This is a genomic window from Roseovarius gaetbuli, from assembly GCF_900172365.1.
Lineage (GTDB): Bacteria > Pseudomonadota > Alphaproteobacteria > Rhodobacterales > Rhodobacteraceae > Roseovarius > Roseovarius gaetbuli.
Genome location: NZ_FWFJ01000033.1, coordinates 17,264 through 42,087 on the forward strand (window position 1 = coordinate 17,264; position 24,824 = coordinate 42,087).

Genomic DNA, 24,824 nt, shown 5'->3' on the forward strand with positions numbered 1-24,824 from the left:
GTTCGGACACTTCTTATGCCATTTGAAACAAGCGCCGCGGCGCGCAAGAACATTGCCGTGATCGGCGCGGGTATCTCTGGGATGGGGGCGGCGCATCGCCTGGCCGACACCCATAACGTGACCCTGTTCGAGGCCGAACCGCGCCTTGGCGGTCACGCCCGCACGATCATCGCCGGCAAGCGCGGCGATCAGCCGGTCGATACCGGGTTCATCGTGTTCAACTATGCCAACTACCCAAATCTGGCCGATCTGTTTGCCCGCCTTGAAGTGCCCGTCGTCAAAAGCAACATGAGCTTTGGCGCCTCGGTGTGCGGCGGGGCGCTTGAATACGGGCTGGCCAGCGCCGGGGCCTTTTTCGCACAGCGCCGCAACGCGCTCAACCCGCGCTTTCTGCGGATGCTGCGTGATATTTTCCGCTTCAACGCGCGCGCGCTTGACCACGCCAGCGACCGCGACCTGACCATCGGCCAGTTCCTCGACAAGATCGGCACCGGGTCATATTTCCGCGATTATTACCTGTTGCCATTGTCCGGCGCGATCTGGTCGACGCCGACCGAACAAATCCTGGATTTTCCCGCCCATGCGATGATCCAGTTTTTCGAGAACCACGCCCTGTTGAATTACTCCGGCCAGCATCAGTGGTACACGGTTCAGGGCGGCTCAATCGCTTATGTCTCGCGCCTTGAGGCGGCCTTGCGCGCGCAAGGCGCAAACCTGCGCCCCGGCACCCCGGTTCAGGGCGTGCGCCGGATTGACGAGGCCGTTGAAATCCGCGCCGAGGGCGGCGAGTGGGAACGCTTTGACGAGGTGATCTTTGCCACCCATTCCGACGATGCCCTGCGCCTGTTGAGTGATCCAAGCGAGGCCGAGCGCACCAACCTTGGCGCCATCGCCTATCAGCCGAACGACATCATCCTGCACGCCGACACAAGCGTGATGCCCAAGCGGCGCGCGGTCTGGTCGTCGTGGAATTATACCGAAGCCGCCGCCAAGCGGGATGGGCAGATCGACCTCACCTACTGGATGAACTGTCTGCAACCGATCCCTGAGGATGACCCGCATTTCGTCACCCTCAATTCCACCCGCGAGATCCGCCAGGAGTTGATCTATGATCAGGTGACCCTGCGCCATCCGGTCTATGATCTGGCGGCACTAAAGGCTCAGGATCGCGTGCGCATGACCAATGGCGCGCAAAACACCTGGTTCTGCGGGGCCTGGATGCGCCACGGGTTTCATGAAGACGGCCTTACCAGCGGGCTTGAGGCGGCCGAGGCGCTTCTTGACCGCTCCGCGCTTTCCATGGCGGCCGAATGAGGGCTGTTGACCATATCGTCGGCCACACCTGGCATGGGCGCAAGGGAGCGGTAGAAAACGCCTTTCGCTATAGCATCGACTATGTGCTGCTTGACGCCGAAGGCCCGGTCGGTGCGCCGCGCCTGTTTGGGCGCAACAAGGGCGGGCTTGCCTCGGTCTGGGATAGCGATCATGGCGGCCCGCCCCGGCATGGACATGGCGCGGCTTGGGTCCGCGAGGTACTGGCGGCGCATGACCTTCCGGCGCCCGAGCGGATCGAACTTCTGGCGCAACCGCGCATCCTTGGGCATCTGTTCAACCCGGTTGCCTTCTGGATCTGCCGCGACGCGCAGGGCGACATTCCGGTCATTATCGCCGAGGTCACCAATACCTATGGGCATCGCCACTCGTACCTCTGTCACCGCAACGACCTTGCCCCGATCACCGCCAGTGACCGCCTCCGGGCCAACAAGGTTTTCTATGTCTCGCCGTTTCAGCGCATCGAGGGCAGCTATGAGTTTCGTTTCGATCTGCGCCCTGACCGGATTGGCGTCTGGATTGATTTTACTGGCGGCAACGGCGGCGTGATTGCCACGCTGGTGGGCCCGCGCAAACCGCTTAGCAACATGGGCCTGATCCGCGCCATCCTGCGCCGTCCCTTTGGCTCGCGCCGGGTGCTTGCGCTTATTCATTGGCAGGCGCTCAAGCTTTGGTGGAAGGGCGCGCGCTTTCGCTCGCCGCCCAAGCCCCCGGCCGAAGAAATCAGCCGATGAGCCACGCAATCACAGCCCCCGCCACCGCGCCGCGCCTGCCCGGTTTTGCGGTCTTTGCCGCGCTTCTGGCCTCGGCCGGCCTGCCGCTTTATATCCACGCGCCCAAGTTCTACGTGGATGAATACGGCGTGTCGCTGGCAGCGCTTGGTACGGTGCTGTTCGGCTTGCGGCTGTTGGATGTGGTGCAAGACCCGCTTTTGGGCCGACTCTCGGAACGGCTGCGCGCGCATCGCGCCACAACGGTGTGGGTTGCGGTTCTGGCGATGGCCGGGGCGATGCTTGGCCTGTTTGCCGTGACCCCGCCGATGGCGCCGTTGTGGTGGTTTGCGCTCATGCTGACGGTGGTGTTTTCCGCCTTCAGCTACCTCACGATCTGTTTTTATGCACAAGGCGTGGCAAGCGCCGATGACCTGCCCGGACAGGGCCATTTGCGGCTGGCCCGTTGGCGTGAAACCGGCGCCCTTTTGGGCATCTGCGCGGCTGCGGTCGCGCCTTTGGTGCTTGGCGGCTATGCCGGGTTTTCACTGGCCTTTCTGGGCCTTGCCCTGGTCGCGATCTGGGCCATGACAGGGCAGTGGCAGGGCGCGGACCTTCCGCCAAGCACCGGCTTTGGCAGGGTTCTGGGCGATCCCATCGCGCGCCGTTTGTTGCTGGTGGCGCTGATAAACGCCGCCCCCGTCGCCGTCAGCTCTACTCTGTTTCTGTTCTTCGTTGAAAGCCGCCTTGCCGCACCGGGATGGGAGGGGCCGTTCCTGTTGCTGTTCTTCCTCTCCGCCGCCGTGGCCGCGCCGTTCTGGGGCCGCCTCGCAGAAAGCCGGGGCGCAAAGCCCGTGTTGCTTGCGGGCATGGTCTTGTCGATCGCGGCCTTTGGCGGGGCGATCCTGCTTGGGGCGGGCGACCTTTGGGCCTTTGGCGTGATCTGTCTGGTGTCAGGCGCGGCGCTTGGCGCGGATATGACCCTTTTGCCGGCGCTCTTCGCCACCCGCATGGCCGTGATTTCACCCAATGCCGCAGAGGGGTTCGGCCTCTGGTCCTTCGTGTCGAAATTCACCCTCGCCCTGGCCGCCGTATCGCTCTTGCCGCTCTTGCAGGCGGGCGGTTTTCAGGCCGGTCAAGACAACGACAGCCAAGCGCTCTGGCTGTTGAGCCTGCTTTATGGCGCCCTGCCCTGTGCCCTGAAACTTTTGGCCATCACGCTTTTGGCCATCACCCCGATTGACGAAAGGAACTGATCCGATGGAAGCCCTGAGCTATATCCTTGTCGGCGCGCTGTTGATGCTGGCGCTTGCCCTGTTGCGCGAGCGATTTGCCGATTTTCGCGCTCAACGCCCGGATGATTACGCAAGCGAGTCCAACCAGATCGACCTGCGCGAGCATCTCAGCGGCGCGATCAAATGCGATGGCGTGATCTATGGTCCCACCGGGCGCGTCGTGTCGCGTTTCACCGGCGATTTCATGGCGAAATGGCAGGGTAATCGCGGCGTCATGCAGGAGCATTTCGACTATGACAGCGGCAATAGCCAGGATCGCGAATGGCGCCTTGAGCTTGGCAATGATGGGTCCATCCGCGCCGAGGCCGATGATCTTGTCGGCATGGGGCATGGTCGCCAACTTGGCTCGGCGACGAGGCTTTGCTATCGCATCCGCCTTCCCAAAGAGGCCGGTGGTCATGTGCTTAGCGTGACCGACTGGATGTACCTTACCCCGAACGGCGCGGTGGTGAACCGAAGCCAGTTTCGCAAATTCGGCATCAAGGTGGCAGAGCTTGTGGCAACCATGCGCCGGGTGGATGCATGATGCAGTGGCAGGGCAAGAAATACTGGCTTGTCGGGGCCAGCGAAGGCCTTGGCGCGGCTCTGGCCCATAAGCTAAGTGCTGCCGGGGCAGAGGTCATTGTCTCGGCGCGCAGCGCGGATCGGCTTGACGCCCTGGTGGCCGAGCTTCCGGGTCGCGCCCGCGCCGTAAGCGTCGATGTGACAGATGCGCAAAGCGTGGCCACGGCCCTCGCCGAAATCGGCGAGATTGACGGCACGATCTATCTCGCCGGGGTCTATTGGCCGATGGCTGCGGGCGAGTGGAACGCCGAACACGCTGTCGCCATGGCGGATGTGAATTTCACCGGCGCCTTGCGGGTCGCCGGGGCGGTCCTGCCCGAAATGGTGGCGCGGGATGCGGGCCACGTGGTGATGACCGGCTCTCTCTCGGGCTTTCGCGGCCTGCCCGGCGCAATCGGTTATGGCGCGTCCAAGGCCGGGGTCATGTCGCTCGCCGAATCGATGCGCGCCGATTTGTGGCGCACCGGCGTGCGGGTGCAACTGGCCAATCCCGGCTTTATCAAGACCCGGCTGACCGACAAAAACGACTTCAAGATGCCCTTCATCATGACACCCGAGGCCGCCGCGCAAGAGATGTTCGAGCTGATGTGCGACGACACCGCCTTCGTGCGCCATTTCCCGCGCGGGTTCAGCTATCTCTTCCGCCTCTCGCGGTTCTTGCCGGACTGGGCCTATTACCGGCTATTTGCGTAAGATCAAGGACGCCGCCTCCTGTCCGCGCCATTCCTGAGAAGGACACGCGCAACAGGAGACACCTCATGCTGGAAATTTCAGTCTATAAAATCGCACAGATCATCCTTATGTCCCGCGAACTGGACCGGGCCGAAGCAGAACTCAGGGCTTTCATCGACCAGCTCACGGACGAGGAAAAGGCAAGCCTTGTCGCCGTCATGTGGATCGGGCGCGACAGCTTTGATGCCTCGGATCTGGAAGAGGCGAAGCGCACCGCCTTTGAAGAGGCGACAACCCCGACCGCCGATTACCTGCTCGGCTCGCCGCACCTTTCGGATCACCTTGAAAACGGGCTTGAGGCGCTTGGCCTCTCGGCGGCGGACGCCGAAGAGGACCTGATGCGCTGATGCCATTTATGCCCGACAGGCCGCCCCGCGAACGAGGCGGCCTGTCAGGGCTGACGAGTGGCCAACAACGCCTCAGGCGAGATGATCAACCACCTGCAAATGCTGCGCAAGGCGGTCCACCTCGGCCAGAAAGCGGTTGACCAGTTTCGGGTCATGCGGCGCCGGGCTCACCCCGGCGGGGATTTCGCGGTTGAGAACGGCCTCGACCGCCAGCGATACCGGCACCGACACAAGCCGCGCCATCGCGGTGCTGCGGGCGTCACCCCAGGCATCCATGACATAGGTCTTGTGCCAGACCGGCACGCCCGCCTTTTCGGCCTTGAGGCCGACGCACATCACAACGCGATCCGGCTCGCCCTCGTCATAGGCATTCTCGTTCCAGAAGGTATCCGACATCTCTTTGAGACGCGCGTCGCCCTCTGGCCCCTCCAGCGTTTCGATCTCGGCAAAGACATCGCCCCAGGCCTCCGCCCAGCCGTTCAGCCGCAGCGTGCCGCGCACGAATTCCTTGACGCGCCAAGCCGGATCAAACCGGTAATCCTCGATGAACGGCAGGGAATCGCGGTTCGGATAGACCTCGAAGGTCTCGGGCGTCGGCAAGGGCGCACCATAGCTGCTGATCGCATCCCAGGGGCGCGCAACGTTCAACTCGCTGTAATCGCGGATCGAGCGCGACGGCGAGCGCAGCGCCTTGAGCACGCCAAGCGGCGACCAGCTGAATTTATAACGGAACGGATTGGGGCGTTTCGGAATGCCGCCGCAATAGGAAATGAACGAAATGTCATTGCCGACGTCATAGGCCTCCGAAGCGCGATAATCGGCCACCAGATGATGCGCCATCAAATGATCAATGCCCGGATCAAGCCCGATCTCGTTGACCAAGCTCAGCCCCTTTTCGCGCGCCGCCGCGTCCAGCGCCCGCATTTCCGGCGCGATATAAGACGAGCTGACGAAATGCGCGCCTTTTTCAAGGCAAAGCTCGGCCAGCGGCACATGCCAATCCCCCGGCAGCATCGACACCACCAGATCACCGGCCCTGAGATCGCCCGCCAGGGCATCACGATCAAACGCCTTGATCGCCTGTGTGAGGTCACCAACGGCGGCCTCGGCCTTATCGACCGAACGGTTCCAGACCGTCACGGGATGCCCCGCCTCGATCAAGCGACGCAGGCCGGGAATGGCCGAAAGCCCTGTGCCGCACCAGTGAATAGTCATCCTCAAATTCCCTTCATGTTGTCGTCAAACACCGCCTGCGCCCGCCCCCAGACACCGGCATCAAGCCGGTCCAGCGTCGCCAGCGAGGCCAAAAGCTGTCCGGCGTAATCCTGCGAGGCTTCGACCGGCAAAAGCGAGGGCAGGTTGTCGATTGCCATCACGTCAAGCGCCGGATCGCTCGCCACCCGCACCACCGGCTCTTGCCAGGTGGTGGCACGGTCATAGACCGGCACCGGGTTGTAATCGCTATCAGGATCACAGGCCACATCGCCAATCACCGACAGGCGGCGCGGCGCCTCAAGCGCCGATTTCGGCACGAAGACCGGCGTTCCGGGGCGCGCAAAGATACAGTTCAGGAACAGGTCATGGTCAAGAATTTCCGGGAACGGCCCACCCGTGGCGGTCTCGGCCATGTCCCATTTGGTGGTGCTCACCTCAAGCGCCTCGCAGAGGTCGGCCGCGCCTGTGCCAACCCGGCCAAGCGCGCCGATCACGATGGCGCTTGGGCGTGGCTTCCCCGTGCCATCAAGCCGCGCGCGCAGGTCATCAAGCAAGGCGTCGCGCCCGCCAAAGGTCGCCACCGGCGCACAGGTCTTGCCCGCTTGGGCCGCGCCCCACGCCATTAGCGCCACTGCCGCCCCGGCATAGCCTGCCCAATACCCAAAGGCGGCAACGCGGCGGCCATCCTCGTCGACAAGGTATTCCAGATCATAGAGCGTGCCGCCCCCCGCCTTGAACCGCTCAAGCAAGCGACGGCCAGAATGCTGCCCCTTGAAGGCATGGCCAAACATGATGTGGCGATGTGGCAGGGGGGTGCCATCCTCGGGCAATTCCTTGAGGCCAAAGATGATTGCATCGGCGGGCGCATCGGGCCAGCTGTTCTCGGGCGCTATCGCACAGCCCGCCGCGCGATAGCCCTCAATCGGGATCGCGCGGACATGGCTTTGCTCGACCGTGACCTTGATGCCCTTGGCAATCAGCGCCACCGCCCCTTCGGGCGTCAGGCCGACGCGTTCTTCATTTGGGCGCTGCTCGGCCCTGACCCAGAGATGTGTCATGTGACCCCCTTAGAGCATGCCAAGACTGACGGCGCGTTCGACCGAGGGACGCGCGCGCATCGCCGCCATGAAGGCCTGAATTTTCGGGAAATCGGCGACATTGACGCCATCCCCCTCAAGCCAGTTGCAGGCGATGAAAAGGTAAGGATCGGCCATGCAGATCTTGTCACCCAAGATATAGGGCCCGGTCAGCACGTTGTTTTCGATGAAAGTGGCGCTGTCGGTCATGGTCTGCACCATCTTGGCCTTCATATCCTCGATCGAGCTTTGCTGATCCGCCCAACGGGTGCCGCGCGCACCATGCGCGTGGTTCACATGCATGGTCGAGGCAATGTAATACATCACCGCACGCACCTGCGCGACCTCGTAGGGATCGGCGGGGCGCAGCTTCGCCTCGGGCGCAAGATCGGCGATGTAATCAAGCAAAGCGCCGGTTTCCGTCAGAATGCCCCGGTCGGTCACAAGCGCGGGCACGCGGCCCTTGGGGTTGACCTTGTGATACTCGGCCTTGGTCTGTTCCGCGTTGCGGAAATCAAGCCGGATCGGATCATACTCGATCCCCGCCTCGTGAAGGGTGATCGCCACGGCAATCGCGATGGTCTTCGGCGCATAGTAAAGTTTCATCCTGCGTCCTTTCAGGCTCAGACAAGGGTCAGATAAAGGTGCGGGCATGGGCCCGGTCCGGCGTATCAAGATGCGGCGTGGCGTTGAACGCCCCCAGCATGAGCATATCGTGAACATGCTCCAAACGGTGCATCGAGCTGTTCATGATCTGAAGCATGACCTTGGCCATGCCCGGCGTTTCAAGCCCAAGCGCGTGGCGCATCACCATCCCGATCACCCCGCCCGAGGTCACCACAAGGATACGCCCATGGCCGTCGCAAAGCTCGTCGATCACCGCGGTGATCCGGCCCGCGAACTCTTCAAAGGTTTCGGGCACATCGCTTAGCGCGCCGCGCGCCCAATGGTCGATCACCTGCGGCAGGTAGCGGGCAAATTCGACCGCCTCTCGCGGGGCCGGAATGCCATGCTCGGCCTCAAGCGCATGGGCAAGCGCGAAATAGCTAAGCTCGTTCAGGCGCGGGTCATGCGTGGTGATGCCATAGCCCATCCCGATCGCCGTCTCGACCTGCCGGTTGAGCGTGCCGGTCAGAACCTGATCAAAATGCGGGTTGGTGGTGGCGAGATGCTCGCCAAGCCATTTTGCCTGACGTTGCCCAAGGGCGGACAGCTGATCATAGCTGGCCTCGCTGGTGGCGTGGCTATTGGCCTGCCCGTGCCGCACCAAAATCAACTCTGCCAAGGTTCGCGTCCTTCCCTGCCCCACTTTCGCGCGACGTTAGCGCCGGGAACGCCGGGGTTAAAGGTGCGCGGTGAAATATTTGCAGGCGCGGCCAAGCGCGCGCCTAGCCCTCGTCGCCCCAGGGGGCAGGCACGGCCGATCCGTTGACCCGCACCTCGCCGATCTCGTTGTCAAGCACGACAGGACTGTCAAACAAAGTCAGCGTGGGGCGAACGCCAAAGCGGCCCTCCATCCAGTCGGCCCAGCCCGCGTTGAACCAGGCCTCGGCCTCTGCGCGCGTGGCGAATTCATAAACGCCTCCGCCGCCCGCCTCGCTGTTGAGATAATATTTCCGACGCAGGCCTTTGACCTTGTGAAAGATCTTCGTCGACTCAAGCGATTGGGCGATCACATCAGACTCGGGCCGTTTGGGCCCCTCCATCGGGATTTGCACAAGGGCGATGATCATGATTCTCTGGCTCCAACTAAAGGACACATGGCGTTTGCACGCGCTCAGGTGCACGATAGCCGAGGCGCGCCACCCTGAAAATGCCCCTGAAACGCCCGTCCCCACAATGATCATCCGGCGCGCCGTGTTGCGGATACGAAACTTCTGCTCATCCAGTGGCGTAAAAATGCGGTGAGGTGTCGGGATTAGCGGACTCACTTTTCGCATCGCATGCTCTAACATCGCCAACAAAGGAGACACGCGCATGTCTGACAGGATCACATTCACCCTTGATGGCAATCAAGTCGAGGCCGAGGCCGGTCTGACCATCTGGGAAGTTGCCAATGGCCGAGGTCTGGTCATTCCGCACCTCTGCCACAAGCCCGCCCCCGGCTATCGCCCGGATGGCAACTGTCGGGCCTGCATGGTCGAAGTCGAAGGTGAGCGCACGCTTGTCGCGTCCTGCATCCGCGAAGCCCGCGACGGCATGGTCGTCACCACCAATTCCGCGCGCGCCGAAAACGCCCGCAAGATGGTCATCGAAATGCTCGTCGCCGATCAGCCCGAGCGCGCCGAGGCCCGCGATAAATCAAGCCACCTCTGGGACATGGCCGATGCAAACGGCGTCAGCCAGAGCCGCTTTCCCAAGCTTGAAGAGGGCCGCATTCCGCTTCTCGACGACAGCCATGTAGCGATGCGCGTCAACCTTGACGCCTGCATTTCCTGCGGTCTTTGCGTGCGCGCCTGCCGCGAGGTTCAGGTCAACGACGTGATCGGTATGTCCGGGCGGGGCCATGATGCCTATCCGACCTTCGACATGGCCGACCCGATGGGCGCCTCGACCTGCGTCGCCTGTGGTGAATGCGTTCAGGCCTGCCCGACCGGCGCGCTTATGCCCGCCACGGTTCTGGACGATGCGCAACAGGGCGATAGCGCCGATTTCGACAGCGAAACCAAGAGCATCTGCCCGTTCTGCGGTGTCGGTTGCCAGATCAGCCTCAAGGTCAAGGACGGCCGCGTCAAATATGTCGAGGGCCTCAATGGTCCGGCCAACGAAGGCCGCCTTTGCGTCAAGGGCCGCTTCGGCTTTGACTACATCCACCACGCACATCGCCTGACCAAGCCGCTGATCCGCCGCGAGGATGCGCCCGCCAAGGGGCTCAACGTCGATCCCTCGAACTGGCAGGAATATTTCCGCGAGGCCGAGTGGGACGAGGCGCTTGACCTGACCGCTGGCAAGCTCAAGGGACTCAAGGACGATCATGGCGGCAAGTCGGTTGCGGGCTTCGGCTCGGCCAAATGCACCAACGAAGAGGCCTATCTTTTCCAGAAGTTCATCCGTCAGGGCTTTGGCCACAACAACGTCGACCACTGCACGCGGCTGTGCCATGCCTCCTCGGTCGCGGCGCTGATCGAAAACGTCGGCTCGGGCGCGGTGACCGCCACCTTCAACGAGATCGAAAACGCCGATGTGGCGATCGCCATCGGCTGTAACCCGATTGAAAACCATCCCGTCGCGGCCACCTATTTCAAACAGTTCACCAAGCGCGGCGGCAAGTTGATCGTGATGGACCCGCGCGGCGTTGGCCTGCGCCGGTTCGCCACCCACATGCTGCAATTCCGCCCCGGCGCGGATGTGTCGATGCTCAACGCGATCATGCATACGATCGTCGAAGAGGGTCTCTATGACCAGCAATACATCGACGCCTACACCGAGAACTGGGAGGCCGAAAAGGCCCACCTCGCCGATTTCTCGCCCGAAGCGATGCAAGGCATCTGTGGTATCCCGGCCGAAACCCTGCGCGAGGTCGCCCGCACCTTTGCCGGCGCCAAATCGGCAATGATCTTCTGGGGCATGGGGATTTCCCAGCATATCCACGGCACCGACAATTCCCGCTGCCTGATCAGCCTCGCCTTGATGACCGGTCAGGTCGGGCGCCCCGGCACCGGGCTGCACCCGCTGCGCGGTCAGAACAACGTTCAGGGCGCGTCGGACGCCGGCCTCGTGCCGATGTTCCTGCCAGATTATCAGACCGTCACCGACGACGGCGTGCGCCGCGCCTTTACCGAGGTTTGGAAATCAGAGGACTTCAGCGCCGAAAAGGGCCTGACCGTCACCGAGATCATGGATGACGTGCATGCGGGCAACACCCGCGGCATGTATATCCTTGGCGAAAACCCGGCCATGTCCGATCCGGATGTCGAACACGCCCGCGATGCTCTGGCCAAGCTCGAACATCTGGTGGTGCAGGATATCTTCCTCACCGAAACGGCGAACTATGCCGATGTGATCCTGCCCGCCTCGGCCTTTGCCGAGAAATCCGGCACCGTGACCAACACCAATCGTCAGGTGCAAATGGGCCGCCCGGCCCTGCCGCCCCCCGGCGATGCACGCGAGGATTGGGCGATCACCACCGCGCTCGCCAAACGGATCGGCCTCAACTGGGATTACGCATCCCCCGCCGATGTCTTTGCCGAGATGAAGCAGAACATGCGCTCGCTTAACAACATCACCTGGGAGCGGCTTGAGCGTGAAAACGCCGTGACCTACCCCTGCCATGGCCCCGATGAGCCGGGCAAGGCGGTGGTGTTCGGCGACGGCTTCCCGCGCCCCGAGGGTCGCGCGCGCTTCACCCCCGCCAGCGTGATTGCGCCCGACGATGTGCCCGATGAGGATTACCCGATGATCCTCACCACCGGGCGCCAGCTTGAGCATTGGCACACCGGCTCGATGACCCGCCGCTCTGCGGTCCTTGACGCGGTCGAGCCTGAGGCGAACTGCTCAATGCACCCCGCCACCCTGCGCAAGCTCGGCGTCGAACCGGGTGGCATGGTGCAGCTGAGCACCAAGCGCGGCACCATTCAGATCATGGCCCGCGCCGATCGCGCGGTCTCGCCGGACATGGTGTTCCTCCCCTTCGCCTATGTCGAGGCAGCGGCGAATATCCTGACTAACTCGGCGGTCGATCCCTATGGCAAGATCCCCGAGTTCAAGTTCTCCGCCGTCAAGGTCGAAGCCGCCCCGGCACAGGTCGCCGCAGAATAAAACAACGGGGGCGGATCATACTCCGCCCCCTGCTTCTTCTTGGCATAAATACTGAACCACTACCGGCTGGCGCCGGTAGGATCAGCGATGTGCTGTTCCAGGTACTGAAGTACGATGTCTTCCGTAATGGCACCGTTGGTGGTTGAAAAGTATCCTCGGCCCCAAAATCGGCAGCCCCAGTAGCGCTTTCGGATGGCTGGAAACTCCCGTTGCACCTTGTGGGACGAACGGCCCTTCATCTTGCGCACCAGATCCGAGATGGCGAGCTTCGGCGGCACCGAGACGAACATGTGGACGTGATCGCTCGACAGCACCCCGCGCAAGATGTCGACCTCGTTCTCGCGGCAGACCTGCCGACAGATGTCGCGCACCCGCAGTCGCAGTGCCCCCGTCAGCACCTTATAACGGTACTTGGTCGACCAGACGATGTGGTAGCGGTGATAGAAAACGCAGTGTTTGCCGGTGTCATATTGCATGATCGTACCCTCAGAAAAATGAGCCTCCGACCCGGCTGCGGCTCATTTTTCTGAGGGTACGATCATAAAGCGATTCTTTCACGCTGAAGCGGGTCCGACTGGAAGTCGGAGGGTTTGCTCCACGGCGTGGATACTAAAATTCCGCCCTATCCCCCATAGCGCCTGACGAAGTTGCGCAAGATCCGCTCGGGGGCATGCACATCCGCCGCCCGGCACATTGCGATAAGATCCTGCGCGGCCTCGGGCGGGAAATAGCCCTTGTGGCGATAGATGTTGATCCGGGTCTCAAAACCCGCGCCATCGGCCTCGGGGTGAAACTGCGTGGCATAGACATGCTCGCCGAACCGGATCATCTGATAGGGACAACTCGGGGAACTGATCAAGTGCACACACCCCGGCGGCAGCTCCTGCAACGCTTCCTTGTGGCCGACGAAAGCCTGAAACGCGGGCGGAAGCCCAGCCAGAAGCGGATCATCACGCCCCGCCTCGGTCAGAGCACAATCGGCGGTGCCGACCGGCTCGCCATATGCCGCCTTGCTGACATCACCCTTTAGATGCTTGCCCAGAATGCCAATGCCATAGCAACAGCCAAGATAGGGAAAATTCTCTGCAGTGATCTGTGGCATAAGCGACATCACCTGCGCCTCGATCCTTGCTTCGACCGGGGGTTTATCCCCGGGCGCATCGCTGACACAGCCCGGACCGCCGCCCACGATCACCCCGGCATACTCGGCAAGACAGAGATCGGGCGGCAGCACCTCTTGATCAAGGCGAATGCGGTGCGCGCGCTCCGCCGCTAGCCCGCCTTTGCGCAGGATCGCGGCAAACTCGTCATCGGCGGCCTCGGTTTCGGGGCGCAGTTGCAGGATCAGGAAAGGTTTGGTCATGGGCACGGCCTTTGCAGGGATGCCTCTGTGCTTGCCCTGCGTCCGCCGTCGCGTCAACCCGGCAACCTGCACCGTGACAGGCGTGCCATCGCTTGACCCTGCGGCGCAATAGAATACCCTGCGCGCATCCGCAGCCTTTCCAAGGAATACCCATGACCCCACGCCTGCACCTGGTTCTTGGCGGCAAATCGACCGCGCCAGCCGAACGGTTGGGGTGATCGGACATGAGCCGCTCGCTCAGCCTTGCGGCTTATCTTGCCTATGCCCGCCGCACCGGCAAGCCCGGCGTTGCGCCTGACATGCCGCGACCCGAGGGGCCGCTGATCTGGGCCCATGCGGTGGATGCGGCGCGCGCCGATACTCTGGTGCATCTGGCCGAGCGCCTGGCACAGCAACGTCCCGGCGCGCATATGGTCCTGACCACTTCCGGGCCTGCGCCCGAGCGCCTAAAGGCCGGGGGGCCGGTGATCTGGCAACCCCTGCCCGAAGATTCGATCCCCGCCGCCGAGGCCTTTCTTGACTATTGGACACCCGATATCGTGCTCTGGACCGGCGGCGACCTTAAACCTGCGCTGCTGATCTCTGCGGATAAGGCGGATATCCCACGCTACCTTGTTGACGCGGATGAGCCGCTTCTGGAGCGCCCGGCCTGGCGCTGGTTCCCGGATATGCCGCGTGCCGTTCTCGGCGGGTTTGTCACCATCCTCGCCCGCTCCGAGGCCGCCGCGCGCGTTTTGCGCCGCTATGGCGCGCCGGAAAGCATCGTCACCGTGACCGGCCCCTTTCAGGAGGGCACGATGGCCCTGCCCTATACCCATGCCGAGCGCGAAGAGCTTGCCAGCCTGCTGCGCAGCCGCCCGATCTGGCTTGGGGCGATGATCCAGGTGGCAGAGCTGGACACCCTGCTCAGCGCCCATCGCGACACCAGCCGCCTTGCCCACCGCAGCCTTTTGATCATCGTCCCCGACGACCTAGAAGACAGCCCCGCGATCCGCGAGGTGCTTGACGCGCAGGGCTGGCGTTATGTGGTCTGGTCCGAGGGCGAACTTCCGACCGAGACGACACAGGTCATTCTGGCTGATACGCGGGGCGAAATGGGGCTTTGGTATCGGCTGTCACCGATCACCTTCATGGGCTCGTCGCTTGTCTCGGGGCAATATGGCCGCGATCCCAATGAACCGGCGGCGCATGGCTCTGCGATACTTTACGGCCCGAACGTCGGGCGATATCTGAACCGCTATTCGCGCTATGCCGAGGCGGGCGCGGCGCGGATCGTGCGCGATACCGGAACATTGGCCGCAGCGGTGCAGCGGCTGATTGCACCCGATCAGGCGGCAACCATGGCGCATGCGGCATGGGATGTGGCATCAAAGGGCGCGGCGGTGACGGATAGCATCCTTGATCTGTTGCTTGACCGGTTGGATTTATTGGAGGCGAAGCGATGAAAACACCCGCATTCTGGTTTCGGCCCCGCAAGCGGCCCGGCCTCAAGGCGCGCCTCTTGGCACCGCTCGGTGCGCTTTATGCGCGCGCCACCCGGCAAAGGCTGGCGCAGGGCGAGGGCTGGCGCGCGCCGGTGCCGGTGATCTGTGTCGGCAATATCAACGCGGGTGGCACGGGCAAGACCCCGACCGTGCTTGCGGTGATATCCCGTCTGCATGCGAGGAACAAAGAGCCGGTGATCCTGTCGCGCGGCCATGGCGGCGCCCTGACTGGTCCGATTGAAGTAAACCCGCGCACCCATACCGCCGCCGATGTTGGCGACGAGCCGCTCTTGGCGGCGGCCTTTGGCCCGACCTGGATATCGCGCGACCGCGCGGCGGGCGCGCGCGCGCTTTTGGCCGCAGCGCAAGACGAAGACAGCGACGAGGTCGATTGCATCGTGATGGATGACGGGTTGCAGAACCCCGACCTGATCAAGGACATCTCGATTGTCGTGGTGGATGCGATCAAGGGCTTTGGCAATGGCCGTTGTATCCCCGCAGGGCCACTGCGCGAGCCGGTCAAGGCGGGCATGGTGCGCGCTGACCTATTGCTTTCGATCGGCCCGCAGAGCGCGCAGGAACGCTTTGTCGAAGAGTGGGGCAGCGAAATCACCGTGCCGCACCTGAGAGGGCAGCTTGAGCCGCTCAAGACCGGGATGGACTGGAAAGGGGCCAAATTGCTGGCCTTTGCGGGCATCGGGCATCCGGGCAAGTTTTTCGCCACCCTGCGCAGCCTTGGCGCGACGCTGGCCCGTTGCGAGGCGCTTGAGGATCACCAACCGCTGACGCCCGCCTTGATGACGCGGCTTGAACACGAGGCCAGCGTTCTTGGTGCACAGCTTGTGACCACGGAAAAAGACGCGGTGCGCCTGCCGCCCGATTTCCGGCGCAAGGTTCTCACCCTGCCGGTGCGTTTGATTGTCGAAGATTGGGGGCCGTTTGATGCGGCCCTTGCGCGTGTCGGGCTAGACTGACCCGACACGCAGGGGGCCGTTTACTCGGCCAGTTTTTCGTCGATGATCACCTTCAGATCAGCATAGTTCATGTTGCTGTATTTCTTGCCGTTGATCACCAACGTCGGGGTCGAGGTGACATCATCGGCCTCGGCGTTTTTCTGATACCACGCCACCAGCGCCTTGGCCTTTTCGCTATCGTTCATGCAGGCCTCGACCTGCTCGGGCGCAAGCCCGGCGACCTTGCCGATGCGACGCAGGTTATCGGCGATTTTCGCCGGTTCGCCATCGGTCCACTCGCGCTGTTGCGTATAGATCATGTCGGAAATGCCAAAGAATTTCTCGGGCCCGGCACAGCGCGCCACCATCGAGGCCCAGAGGCCGAAGCGGTCAAAATAGACGTCGCGATAGATGAAGGTCACCTTGTCGGTATCGAGATACTCGGCTTTCAATTCCTTGAACGGGCCCTTGTGAAAGTTCGCGCAATGCGGACAGGTAAAGGACGCGTATTCGACGATCGTCACCTTCGAGGTTTCCGCGCCAAGCGTCATTTCGACGATGCCCGAGGTGTCGACATCCGCCGCCTCTTGCGCCGAAACCGCGCCAAGCGGCAGGTCGGCGGTGGGCGTGCTCCCGGTGCTGCCCCAAAAGGCCGCGCCTGTCACCACGGCAAGGCCAACAGCCCCGATTGCAATCAGTTTATTCATCACTCTTCCCTTTGCAGTTCAGCGTTTCGATTTGGATATAACGTTTCGGCCCAGAGATTCCAGCGCAAGGCGCAAACCTTCGTCGCCCACGGGGGCGGCAAGCTCGGCGGCGACCGCTTGTGCCTCGGGGGCATGGTCGGGGCCGGATTTGGCCTTGGGGCGGTGGGTAAAGTCGACCTGACCCTCGGCAAAGCCGGTCGGCGCGGTCTGGGTGATGCGCAGCCGGGAAATGGCGTTATAGCCGTAAACCGCATTCACCTTTTCGCGCAGTTTCTCCTTTTGCATCTCAAGCATCGGCGCCTGCGCGCCCGTGGTCAGCACAGAAAGCGTCGCGCCCATCCCCTGACGGCCATAAGAAACCTCGACCGGGCGGGCGATGGCAGCGATATCCTCGCCCACGATCTCGGCCCAATGGGTCAGAAGCCGCGATTGCGCAAAGCCACGCGTCTCCGAGGCACGGCGAATGCTGTGCTGAAGAAGCGACGAGGTGCGTTTGAACCCCGTTGATTTCGCCTTGCGGCCGACCATGGCTGGACTCCTGTTCAGATGCTCTATTTTAGGGCATGTAACGGGGCATACCAGCCCCAAACCCTTGGCGAGGATAAAACATGCGTGACACCGCCGATCCGCTGGACTTGCTGCACTGGTATGACGCCAATGCGCGCGATTTGCCGTGGCGCGTGTCCCCGCGCGCGCGGGCCAGCGGCGTGATGCCCGATCCCTATCGGATCTGGCTTTCCGAGGTGATGTTGCAGCAAACCACCGTCGCGGCGGTGCGTACCTATTTTGAGCGTTTTACCACGCTCTGGCCAAGCGTCACCGATCTTGCCGCCGCCGAAGATGCAAAAGTGATGGGCGAATGGGCCGGGCTTGGCTATTACGCGCGCGCCCGCAACCTGTTGAAATGCGCCCGCGCCGTGGTGGCCGATCATGGCGGGATTTTCCCGGTGACGCGCGAGGGCCTGCTTGGCCTGCCCGGTATCGGGCCCTACACGGCGGCGGCGATTTCGGCGATTGCCTTTGACCGGCCCGAGGTGGTGGTTGATGGCAATGTCGAGCGGGTGATGGCAAGGCTGCATGACATTCACACGCCTCTGCCCACCGCCAAGCCGGAACTGACCCGCGCCGCCGCCGCCCTTACGCCAGAGACCCGCCCCGGCGATTACGCGCAGGCGGTGATGGATCTTGGCGCGACGATCTGCACGCCCAAATCCCCGGCCTGCGGGATTTGCCCGTGGCTGCGCGCCTGCGCGGCGCGCGCGACGGGGACACAGGCCGAGTTGCCCAGGAAACTGGCCAAAAAGCAAAAGCCCACCCGGTTTGGCATCGCCTATGTGGCCCGGCGCCACGACGGTGCGCTCTTGCTTGAACGCCGCCCCGACAAGGGGCTTCTGGGCGGCATGCTCGGCTGGCCCGGAAGCGATTGGAATGGCGCCCCCGCCCCCGCCCCGCCGCTTGAGGCCCCCTGGCAGATGCTTGACGAAGAGGCGCGCCACACCTTTACCCATTTCCATTTGCGCCTGAGGGTCGCGGTGGCGCATGTCGGCAAGGATGCCACCCCCGAATTGGGGGAATTCATGCCCAAACATGCGTTTCGACGCAGCGACCTACCCACCGTCATGCGAAAGGTGTTTGACCTTGCGCAAGGCACACTGACAGATAGGGCCTAAGTTATGCGCAATCCCCCATGTCGGAGCCTGTCATGATCCCCGCCGCCCAAGTTTCCAGATTTCAGCGTGCCCTGCCCTTTGCGATGTCGCTTTTGCTGGTGCCGATTGCGCTGATCGGGGCGTTTTACGGCGGATGGACGGTGATCCTCTTGCCGCTGGTCACATGGTATTTCTTTTCCATTCTAGACGCCTTTCTCGGGCTTTACCTTGAGAACGCAGACCTTGAGACCCGCGAAGATCAGCTCAGCTGGTACAAGGCGATCACCCTGATTTGGGCGCCAGTGCAATTTGTGCTGTTGTACTGGATGATCTGGTACGTGACCGGGCCGGGCGATGCGCATCTTTCGACCCTCGAAACGATCCTGCTGTTCTTTGGCGTCGGGGTGATCACCGGCACCGTTGGCATCAATTACAGCCATGAATTGATGCATCAAAAGGACAGGAGCGAGCGGTTCATGGGCGATGCCCTATTGGCGATGGTGCTTTATTCGCATTTCCGCTCCGAGCATCTCTTGGTGCATCACCGCTATGTCGGCACGCCGCGCGATCCGGTGACCGCGCGTTATAACGAGGGGTTTCACCGCTTCTTTCCGCGCGTCCTGAAGGGGTGTTTCGTCTCGGCTTTCAAGGCGGAAAAGGCGATGTTGGCGCGGCGCGGCAAGCCCTGGTTCGACCTGAAAAACCCGTTTTTCAAGTACTGGGCGTTGCAGGGGTTCATGCTTTTGCTGGCGCTGCTGATCGGCGGTTGGATCGGGCTTGGGCTTTTTGTCTGGCAGGCCTTTGTCGCGATCTGGCAGCTTGAACTGGTCAATTACGTCGAGCATTACGGCCTGACCCGCAAACACCTTGGGGACGGCAAATACGAGCACGTCAAACCGCAGCATAGCTGGAACGCGGCGCATAAGGCGTCGAACTGGCTGCTGATCAACCTGCAACGCCACTCAGATCACCATTACAAGCCCGACCGCCGTTTTCCGCTATTGCAGAACTACACAGAGGCGGACGCGCCGCAATTGCCCTATGGCTATCCGGTGATGACCGTCGCGGCGATGTTTCCGCCGATCTGGCGGCGGGTGATGAACCCGCGCGTGCGCCGCTGGCGCCAAATGTATTACCCCGAAATCACCGATTGGCGGCCCTATAACAAGGCGCGCAATCCGTTGCCGCGCTAGGCGACCTGATCCGGCAGGTGCCCGGTTTTCATGTAGATAAGACAGCCCTCGTCGGAAAACGGCGTGTGCTCTGACATATCCGGGCTGCGCAGCCATGTGCCCGCCGGATAGGTGCCGTGCTCATCGGCAAGGGTGCCTTCGAGAACATAGATTTCTTCGCCGCCCTTGTGCGCATGCGCCGGCGCGCGCGCACCGGGGGCAAAGCGCACGAGGCGCACCTCTTCGTTGACGGCGCTGTGCAGCGGCAGGACCGAAACACCCTCGCTGGCGCTTGGCGCAAACTCGGCGGTCGTCGTGTCGATGTGAAACTGCACTGTGTCCGAAGCGGCGAACTGATGCAGCTTCACAAGGATGGTACAGCCCTCTTTGGTATGCGGCTTATGGCTTGTGCCGATCGGGTTGCGCACATAGGTGCCAGCCGGATAGTCGCCGGTTTCATCGGAAAACACCCCCTCAAGCACGAAAAACTCTTCGCCGCCGCCGTGGGTATGGGCGTCAAAGTATGATTCAGGCGCAAACCGCACGATGGTGGTGGCGCGGGCCACCTCCTCGCCGATCCGGTCAAGCATCATCCGCTCGACCCCCGCCGCAGGGGATTTGACCCAGTCGTAATTATCGGGCCGGATCACGACCCGCTTTGAAAAATCGGCATTGATGCGCATTTCAGTTCCTTCGGCTCAGACCTGTAATCTTGTAGGTTGGCCCCCGAAAATCAAGCCTGGCAAAAGAAAAAGCCCCACAGGCAAAACCTGCGGGGCCTTTATATCTTATCGCCAGACGCGGGATCAGTGGGTTTTCTTGCCCTTGATCGGGGCCCAGATCCGCTTGTTGGTGAGATAGAGCAGCACCGACAACAGCGTCAGGAAGATAACGCCGACAAGGCCGGCATGCTGACGTGCCATCATCTTGGGTTCGGCGGTCCACATCAGGAAGGCGGCGACGTCTTCTGCCGACTGCTCAAGCGTCGCTTCGGTGCCGTCGTCGAATTCAACGTCGTCCCCCCAAAGCGGCTGACCCATGGCGATCCAGCTACCGGGAACGGTGTGGCCGCCATGATCGTCCTTGCAGGACTCAGGGAAACCACCGGCGGCGAAGGCCGCGTTATAGCTGCCGGGGAAATCCTCGGGGGCGCATTCGGGGGCCTCGTGATAGCCGGTCATCAGCGAATAGATGTACTCGGGGCCACCCATACCGTTGAACAACTGGCTCAGACCAGAGCCGTAGGGGCCGTGAAAGCCCGCACGTTTCTTGGCCATAAGCGACAGGTCCGGCGCATTCTCAAGCGCCGAGCCGGGGAAATGATCGGCCGGGATCGCCGGGCGAGTATCGTCCAGCTCCTTGTCGAACACTTCGAACTGCGAGGAATAGGCGCGCACCTGATCTTCGGGAAGATGCGGGCCACCCTCATCGCCAAGCGTGCGCAGCGGGACATATTGCAGCCCGTGGCAGGCCGAACAGACCTGAGTATAGATCTTGAGGCCACGCTGAAGCTGGTTCTGGTCGAATTTGCCAAACGGCCCCTCGAACGAGAACGCGATGTCTTCGACATGCGCTTCGGCACCTGCGGCCCATGCGCCACCGGCGGAAAGGGTCAGGGCAGTCAGCGCTGCAATGCCTGTTTTCTTGAACATTGTCCTGTGTCCTTTCTTATTCAGCGGGCGTTTCAGCTTTGCCATAATGCGCATCGAAATCGTCTTCGATGGTGGCAGGCTGAGCCTCGGGTTTCTCGATCACACCCAGAAGCGGCAGGATCACAAGGAAGTAGGCGAACCAATAGGCAGACGCGATCAGCGAGATCGTCGAATAGGGCGGTTCCGCCGGCATCGCGCCGACCCACATCAGGACGACAAAGTCGATGGCCAACAGCCAGAACCACCACTTGAACATCGGGCGATAGCGGCCCGAACGGACCGAAGAGGTATCAAGCCAGGGCGCCAGCGCCATCACGGCAATCGCGCCGAACATCGCCAGGACACCGAAGAACTTGGCGTCAACGATGCCGCCGGTGATCCAGCTGGCGAACATCACCACCCAAACGTCGGCGGTAAAGGCACGCAGGATCGCGTAGAACGGCAGGAAGTACCATTCCGGCACGATATGCGCTGGCGTCACAAGCGGGTTCGCTTCGATATAGTTGTCGGGGTGGCCAAGATAGTTGGGCATAAAGCCAACGATGGCAAAGAACACCACCAGGATCACCGCCAGGGCGAACAGATCCTTGATCACGAAGTAGGGCCAGAACGACACGGTATCCTTGTCCGCTTCGGCCTTGGAGCTGCGGCGCACGTCAACACCGGTCGGGTTGTTGTTGCCCGTGGTGTGGAACGCCCAGATGTGAAGCGCGACCAGCGCGGCAATCACGAAGGGCAGCAGGTAGTGCAGCGAGAAAAAGCGGTTCAGCGTGGCGTTGCCAACGGCCGGTCCGCCCAAAAGCCAGGTCTGGATCGATTCGCCGATGAACGGGATCGCGCCGAACAGGCCGGTGATCACCGTGGCACCCCAGAATGACATCTGGCCCCAGGGCAGAACGTAACCCATGAACGCGGTGCCCATCATTGCCAGATAGATCAGCATGCCGATGATCCATGTGATCTCGCGCGGGGCCTTGTAGGACCCGTAATAAAGACCACGGAAGATGTGCAGATAAACGGCAACGAAGAACAGCGAGGCGCCGTTCATGTGCAGATAGCGGATGAAATGCCCGCCATTCACGTTGCGCATGATGTGTTCGATCGACGCAAACGCCATATCGACCTGCGGCGTGTAATGCATCGCCAGGACAATCCCGGTAACGATTTGCAGCGCCAGGCAGAAGGTAAGAACGATGCCCCAGATCCACATCCAGTTCAGGTTCTTGGGTGTGGGGATCATGATGGTGTCATAAAGCAGCCCGACGATGGGAAGGCGCGAATGCAGCCATTTTTCACCGTTCGTCTTGGGCTCGTAATGATCGTGCGGAATGCCGGACATAATTGTGTTTCCTTATCCCAGTTTGATCGTCGTCTCGTCGACGAATTCGGCCAGTGGCACCGGCAGGTTCTCGGGTGCGGGCCCTTTGCGGATCCGCCCGGCGGTATCATAGTGCGACCCGTGACAGGGGCAGAACCAGCCGCCGAAATCACCGGCGCCATCGCCGATCGGGACACAGCCCAAGTGGGTACAAACACCCATCTGAACCAGCCATTCGCCGGCCTCGTCCAGAGTGCGGTTTTCGTCGGTTGCGGGCACTTCACCGGCAACATTGCCGTTGCGCGCGATCGGATCGGGCAGGCTGTCGACGTCGACGGCGCGGCCGGCTTCGATGTCTTTTTCGGTACGGCGGCGAATGAACACCGGCTTACCAAGCCACTTGACCGTGATCTGCGTGCCCGGCTCAACGCCGCCCACATCAACGCGAATAGAGGCGAGCGCCTGCACATCGGCCGAAGGATTCATTTGATTGACCAGCGGCCAGATGGCCGCACCGGCGGTGACAGCACCAGCGCCTGCGGTGGCGTAGTAGAGGAAATCCCTACGGGTGCCTTCGTGATCGTCTGCGTGGGACACGAGGTTTACTCCATTTATCAGCGCCGCTATCGGCCGCATACGGGTTTCAGGCCGCAGGATTCCCGCAACCAGTCTGGGCCGGTATTTAGCTGGGCTTTCAAGGGCAGTCCAGTGCGCAATGCCGCTGATTTGATCAAGGCGCGCAAGTGTCGCGCTTGTGATGCAACAAATCCGGGTATAAGTAACCTGAAAAACCCGCATTTTTGGTATCCAGAGGGCCTTTGACATGCTGAACAACCTGAAATTTGCCGCTGTGGCGATGATGCTGACCGCCGCACCGGCCGCGGCAGAGCTTGAAATCAGTCTCTATACAGGTGTCCAGAACGCCGAAAGCTCGACCGACTCGGTCCGCCTTCCCGGCTCGGCCACGACCGTGAAGCGTGACATCACCTGGAAGGCAAAGCCGCTCAGCAACCCGTTTTACTATGGTGGCCGCGCCACATGGTGGACGGACAAGAACATCGGCTTCGGCATTGAAGGCACCCACACCAAGGCCGTGGCCTCGCCCGCCGACCGCGCCGCCCTTGGGGTCGACAAGCTTGAATTCACCGATGGTCACAACATCATCACCGCCAACATCATGAAACGCTGGCCCGGTGCCTTCGTCAAAGCGCCCAAGTTCACGCCCTATGTCGGTGCGGGCCTCGGGATCGCAGTGCCGCATGTCGATATCAAGGTCACCGGCGCCTCGGGCCGCACCTTCGGCTACGAGACAACCGGTCCCGCAGTGCGCGGCATCGCAGGCGTGAAATACAACATCAACGAGAAATGGGCGCTGTTTGGCGAATATCAGATCGTCTATTCCGACAACGATGCCACCATCGACGCCGATCCCGCAGTCGCGGGCCAGACCGATGGCAAGCTCAAGACCGAACTGCTGACCCAGGCCATCAACGTCGGCTTCAGCTACAGCTTCTGATCACCGCTTCACCGCGATCGATCCACCAAGACGGCGCCGGTTATTCCGGCGCCGTCTTTGTCATGCTGTCACGCTCTGAAAAAGCCGCGTACCAATCGGCCAGGGCCTCGTTGCCAACCCGCCAGCCACGCGCGTCATGGCGAAAATCAAGATAGCCCAGCGCACAGCCCATGGCGATGTGGCTCATGTCGAGCGGCCCCGCCAGATGGCTCATCCAGCGGGCATTGACCGCCGCCAAGGCGCGCGAGGCCTTTTGCCACTGGCCCTCGACCCAAGGCGCATATTGCATCTCTTCGGGGCGAAACCGCGCCTCATAGGTCATCGACAGGGCGGCCTCCATGATCCCTTCGGCGGTCGCCTCAAGCGTCAGCACATCCCAAAGCCGCGCCTCCGGGTACATTTTGCCGCCCGCGCGATGATCCAGATAGCGGGTGATCACCCGACTGTCATAGAGCGTCGGCCCGTCGGCGCGCACCAAGGCCGGGATTTTGCCCAACGGATTGGCCGCCGCCGCCTCGGGGTTGGTATCAAGCGGCGTGGTGGCCACATCCACCACCTCGACATCGCCCAACTGCCCGGTCTCATGCAACAACACATGAACCTTGCGTACAAAAGGTGAAAGCGGCGAGAAAATCAGTTTCATGTCGGCGTCCCCTGCTAAACGGTCACCGCGACGTTAGGCACGCCTCCGGCTCCTGTCCAGTGCCCGCGCACTGAACCACTACCGGCTGGCGCCGGTAGGATCAGCGATGTGCTGTTCCAGGTACTGAAGATGGGGTGGTTGCCGCCCTCCCCTGACGGCATCGCAATGTGCCAAGATGGTGGTCTGTAGACCATCTAACGGAGAGGACGGCAAAATGAAGGATACAATGATTGGTGTAGATCTGGCGAAGAGTATTTTCCAGGTTCACGGGGCATTGCTGTCGGGGAAGGAACAATTCCGCAAAAAACTGACACGGCCCCAGTTCTGGAAATTCATGT

The 24,824-nt window shown here is 62.0% G+C and carries 26 protein-coding genes and 1 pseudogene; 13 read left to right on the forward strand and 14 right to left on the reverse strand.

Going from position 1 to position 24,824, the window contains the following annotated elements; all coding sequences use genetic code 11:
* The first annotated feature begins 15 nt into the window (after positions 1-15).
* The 6 genes from ROG8370_RS14355 (at position 16) to ROG8370_RS14380 (ending at position 4,980) form a co-directional block, all read left to right on the forward strand.
* Positions 16-1,314, forward strand: coding sequence for an NAD(P)/FAD-dependent oxidoreductase (locus tag ROG8370_RS14355; RefSeq protein WP_085827872.1), 1,299 nt, complete (start codon positions 16-18; stop codon positions 1,312-1,314).
* Positions 1,311-2,066, forward strand: a complete 756-nt coding sequence (locus ROG8370_RS14360; protein ID WP_085827873.1) for a DUF1365 domain-containing protein — start codon at positions 1,311-1,313, stop codon at positions 2,064-2,066. Before ROG8370_RS14355 ends, ROG8370_RS14360 begins: the two co-directional genes overlap by 4 nt.
* The gene (locus ROG8370_RS14365; RefSeq protein ID WP_085827874.1) at positions 2,063-3,298 is read left to right on the forward strand and encodes an MFS transporter; all 1,236 of its coding nucleotides are present in this window, start codon (positions 2,063-2,065) and stop codon (positions 3,296-3,298) included. The genes ROG8370_RS14360 and ROG8370_RS14365 overlap by 4 nt, the downstream gene beginning before the upstream one ends.
* A gap of 4 nt (positions 3,299-3,302) precedes the next feature.
* Complete coding sequence (locus ROG8370_RS14370; RefSeq protein ID WP_085827875.1) at positions 3,303-3,863, forward strand: DUF3833 family protein; 561 nt, start codon at positions 3,303-3,305, stop codon at positions 3,861-3,863.
* Positions 3,860-4,594, forward strand: a complete 735-nt coding sequence (locus ROG8370_RS14375) for an SDR family NAD(P)-dependent oxidoreductase (protein ID WP_085827876.1) — start codon at positions 3,860-3,862, stop codon at positions 4,592-4,594. The genes ROG8370_RS14370 and ROG8370_RS14375 overlap by 4 nt, the downstream gene beginning before the upstream one ends.
* Before the next feature lie 65 nt (positions 4,595-4,659).
* Positions 4,660-4,980, forward strand: coding sequence for a DUF3775 domain-containing protein (locus ROG8370_RS14380; RefSeq protein ID WP_085827877.1), 321 nt, complete (start codon positions 4,660-4,662; stop codon positions 4,978-4,980).
* Between the two features lie 72 nt (positions 4,981-5,052).
* On the opposite strand, the gene ROG8370_RS14385 is transcribed toward ROG8370_RS14380, so the two are convergent.
* The 5 genes from ROG8370_RS14385 to ROG8370_RS14405 form a co-directional block, all read right to left on the reverse strand.
* A complete protein-coding gene (locus tag ROG8370_RS14385; protein WP_085827878.1) occupies positions 5,053-6,195 on the reverse strand; it encodes a saccharopine dehydrogenase family protein in 1,143 nt (380 codons plus the stop codon).
* Positions 6,196-6,197: 2 nt separating this feature from the next.
* Positions 6,198-7,253 carry a saccharopine dehydrogenase gene (locus ROG8370_RS14390; protein WP_085827879.1) on the reverse strand — a complete coding sequence of 352 codons (1,056 nt, stop codon included), beginning with the start codon at positions 7,251-7,253 and terminating at the stop codon, positions 6,198-6,200.
* 9 nt (positions 7,254-7,262) lie between these two features.
* A complete protein-coding gene (locus tag ROG8370_RS14395) occupies positions 7,263-7,877 on the reverse strand; it encodes a glutathione S-transferase family protein (RefSeq protein WP_085827880.1) in 615 nt (204 codons plus the stop codon).
* 28 nt (positions 7,878-7,905) lie between these two features.
* Entirely contained in the window at positions 7,906-8,556 is a 651-nt protein-coding gene (locus tag ROG8370_RS14400; protein WP_085827881.1) for a histidine phosphatase family protein, read from the reverse strand.
* 103 nt (positions 8,557-8,659) lie between these two features.
* Positions 8,660-9,004 carry a hypothetical protein gene (locus ROG8370_RS14405; protein ID WP_085827882.1) on the reverse strand — a complete coding sequence of 115 codons (345 nt, stop codon included), beginning with the start codon at positions 9,002-9,004 and terminating at the stop codon, positions 8,660-8,662.
* A gap of 244 nt (positions 9,005-9,248) precedes the next feature.
* Here ROG8370_RS14405 and fdhF point away from each other — a divergent pair, with 244 nt between their 5' ends.
* Entirely contained in the window at positions 9,249-12,029 is a 2,781-nt protein-coding gene (fdhF, locus tag ROG8370_RS14410) for a formate dehydrogenase subunit alpha (protein ID WP_085827883.1), read from the forward strand.
* Positions 12,030-12,088: 59 nt separating this feature from the next.
* On the opposite strand, the gene tnpA is transcribed toward fdhF, so the two are convergent.
* Together tnpA and ROG8370_RS14420 are read right to left on the reverse strand one after the other, a co-directional pair.
* Positions 12,089-12,505: an IS200/IS605 family transposase gene (tnpA, locus tag ROG8370_RS14415; protein WP_085825361.1), complete on the reverse strand. Its 417-nt coding sequence runs from the start codon at positions 12,503-12,505 to the stop codon at positions 12,089-12,091.
* Positions 12,506-12,651: 146 nt separating this feature from the next.
* On the reverse strand, positions 12,652-13,392 hold the full coding sequence (locus ROG8370_RS14420) for a glutamine amidotransferase (protein ID WP_085827884.1): 741 nt from the start codon (positions 13,390-13,392) through the stop codon (positions 12,652-12,654).
* A 224-nt stretch (positions 13,393-13,616) separates the two neighbouring features.
* Between ROG8370_RS14420 and ROG8370_RS14425 the strand changes: the two genes are divergently transcribed.
* Together ROG8370_RS14425 and lpxK are read left to right on the forward strand one after the other, a co-directional pair.
* Positions 13,617-14,837, forward strand: coding sequence for a 3-deoxy-D-manno-octulosonic acid transferase (locus ROG8370_RS14425; RefSeq protein WP_085827885.1), 1,221 nt, complete (start codon positions 13,617-13,619; stop codon positions 14,835-14,837).
* Positions 14,834-15,850, forward strand: coding sequence for a tetraacyldisaccharide 4'-kinase (gene lpxK, locus ROG8370_RS14430; protein ID WP_085827886.1), 1,017 nt, complete (start codon positions 14,834-14,836; stop codon positions 15,848-15,850). Before ROG8370_RS14425 ends, lpxK begins: the two co-directional genes overlap by 4 nt.
* Before the next feature lie 20 nt (positions 15,851-15,870).
* Here lpxK and ROG8370_RS14435 read toward each other — a convergent pair whose 3' ends face one another.
* Together ROG8370_RS14435 and ROG8370_RS14440 are read right to left on the reverse strand one after the other, a co-directional pair.
* Positions 15,871-16,536, reverse strand: a complete 666-nt coding sequence (locus tag ROG8370_RS14435) for a DsbA family protein (RefSeq protein ID WP_085827887.1) — start codon at positions 16,534-16,536, stop codon at positions 15,871-15,873.
* 18 nt (positions 16,537-16,554) lie between these two features.
* Complete coding sequence (locus ROG8370_RS14440; protein ID WP_085827888.1) at positions 16,555-17,064, reverse strand: DUF721 domain-containing protein; 510 nt, start codon at positions 17,062-17,064, stop codon at positions 16,555-16,557.
* Between the two features lie 80 nt (positions 17,065-17,144).
* Here ROG8370_RS14440 and ROG8370_RS14445 point away from each other — a divergent pair, with 80 nt between their 5' ends.
* Together ROG8370_RS14445 and ROG8370_RS14450 are read left to right on the forward strand one after the other, a co-directional pair.
* Positions 17,145-18,206 (forward strand): A/G-specific adenine glycosylase, encoded by a 1,062-nt coding sequence (locus ROG8370_RS14445; protein ID WP_085827889.1) that lies wholly within the window; start codon positions 17,145-17,147, stop codon positions 18,204-18,206.
* A 32-nt stretch (positions 18,207-18,238) separates the two neighbouring features.
* Positions 18,239-19,378: an alkane 1-monooxygenase gene (locus ROG8370_RS14450; protein ID WP_139838168.1), complete on the forward strand. Its 1,140-nt coding sequence runs from the start codon at positions 18,239-18,241 to the stop codon at positions 19,376-19,378.
* On the opposite strand, the gene ROG8370_RS14455 is transcribed toward ROG8370_RS14450, so the two are convergent.
* The 4 genes from ROG8370_RS14455 to petA form a co-directional block, all read right to left on the reverse strand.
* A complete protein-coding gene (locus tag ROG8370_RS14455) occupies positions 19,375-20,040 on the reverse strand; it encodes a cupin domain-containing protein (protein WP_085827891.1) in 666 nt (221 codons plus the stop codon). The two genes, ROG8370_RS14450 and ROG8370_RS14455, sit on opposite strands and share 4 nt — an antisense overlap.
* Positions 20,041-20,163: 123 nt before the next feature.
* Positions 20,164-21,009, reverse strand: coding sequence for a cytochrome c1 (locus ROG8370_RS14460; RefSeq protein ID WP_170925256.1), 846 nt, complete (start codon positions 21,007-21,009; stop codon positions 20,164-20,166).
* Between the two features lie 16 nt (positions 21,010-21,025).
* Positions 21,026-22,348 carry a cytochrome b gene (gene petB, locus ROG8370_RS14465; RefSeq protein ID WP_073197484.1) on the reverse strand — a complete coding sequence of 441 codons (1,323 nt, stop codon included), beginning with the start codon at positions 22,346-22,348 and terminating at the stop codon, positions 21,026-21,028.
* Positions 22,349-22,360: 12 nt separating this feature from the next.
* On the reverse strand, positions 22,361-22,924 hold the full coding sequence (gene petA, locus ROG8370_RS14470) for a ubiquinol-cytochrome c reductase iron-sulfur subunit (protein WP_085827895.1): 564 nt from the start codon (positions 22,922-22,924) through the stop codon (positions 22,361-22,363).
* 226 nt (positions 22,925-23,150) lie between these two features.
* On the opposite strand from petA, the gene ROG8370_RS14475 reads away from it, so the two are divergent.
* Positions 23,151-23,843, forward strand: a complete 693-nt coding sequence (locus ROG8370_RS14475; protein WP_085827893.1) for an outer membrane beta-barrel protein — start codon at positions 23,151-23,153, stop codon at positions 23,841-23,843.
* A 40-nt stretch (positions 23,844-23,883) separates the two neighbouring features.
* On the opposite strand, the gene ROG8370_RS14480 is transcribed toward ROG8370_RS14475, so the two are convergent.
* The gene (locus ROG8370_RS14480) at positions 23,884-24,486 is read right to left on the reverse strand and encodes a glutathione S-transferase (protein WP_085827894.1); all 603 of its coding nucleotides are present in this window, start codon (positions 24,484-24,486) and stop codon (positions 23,884-23,886) included.
* Between the two features lie 214 nt (positions 24,487-24,700).
* On the opposite strand from ROG8370_RS14480, the pseudogene ROG8370_RS21440 reads away from it, so the two are divergent.
* Positions 24,701-24,824 (forward strand): annotated as a pseudogene (locus ROG8370_RS21440) (IS110 family RNA-guided transposase); the annotation flags it as partial.